Annotated in this window: 1 pseudogene; it reads left to right on the forward strand. The window is 33.1% G+C overall.

The window, feature by feature from the left end:
- Positions 1-1131 precede the first annotated feature (1131 nt).
- Positions 1132-1238, forward strand: a pseudogene (locus ACJ5GX_RS00790) (hypothetical protein); the annotation flags it as partial.

A 1238-nucleotide genomic window follows, 5' to 3' on the forward strand; every position in this document is an offset into this window, starting at 1 on the left:
CAAGAGCAAACCCATCATTAATAAAAAAAATAAAAAAAATATCGTTTCAAGATACGTAACATCTTACATCCATAAAAAAAACTTAAGTGCCTGATAGACTTGTATTTTGAAAAAGTACCTACAAATATTTTTTCGAATGGAGTAGACCCTAATTCTACTCTACCCGTGGGTGTAGTAAAAATCGACTTAGGGATAATCATCCAGGGAAGGGACAGCAGGGTACCCTGTGTAGAAAAATCTTGCATTGCCCTCGCCAATCCGCCTGCCAAGCTTAGTGAGTAAGACCCCCTGGAAGGGAGAGGCCCATGTTTACCAGTGGACTGTTGTGGCTGTAAATATGAATTTACAGTCTTGCACCGTGTCATACCTACGTAATTTGTAGTGTAATTAGATAACAAACGTGTTTCATACAACAAATTATGTCACCAAATCGACATCTAACAAATTGTAGTTTTCAAATCCTCATTTTCAATAAACACACACACACACAAAAAGTAACAAAAATTCGAACAATCATTTAAAAAAAATCCATGTTTGCTAGTAGTTTACTTAAAATTCTGTCTCAAGACATTAGGTACAAGGAAAATGACATGGTTACGCTTAGTAACTATTACCAAATCTTAGGTTAGTGCTTGGTCAGATGGGGCTTGCAGTGGGTGTTTTTAATTTATTATGTTATGTGCTTATAGGAAAAGTTTGGAAGGCTATAAATACATATACAGTGTGTAAGGGACAGCCCTCCAAATACAGATAAGGTGCATTCAGACCACGACACTGAACAACTTCCCACAAATAAATATTTCAAAAAGTGTAAAATAAAAATTACTTCCCATAGTAAATTAGTCAGCTGATTGTGATTTCGTTTAAAAGTTTTTTTTTTCGCATAAAAATGCAAAACACATGTTACCCTCGAGTCTCTTAGTCACCTCATACGAAAACCACGGGAAAATGGATGTTCTAAGCCGGCATTACACGGCATTGGAGGCTATTAACGTCAATATTGATAGATTGATCAAAAATAAGTTGATGTAAGTAAAATCAGCTTTATCAAAAGTATCGTATCTTAATATTCAATGAAATAATTATGAATTTGATTTAAAAAAAATTATTGCTTTATAAACTTTAAGTCAATTAGGTTTAATAATAAGAATTTTAAGAATAGGATTTCCAGATTTAGCTTTTTTTCATTTATTAAGACATGCTATATTTAAGGCTTTATTATTTATATGTGCTGGAGT

The sequence above is a fragment of the Wolbachia endosymbiont of Tuta absoluta genome, assembly GCF_059414725.1.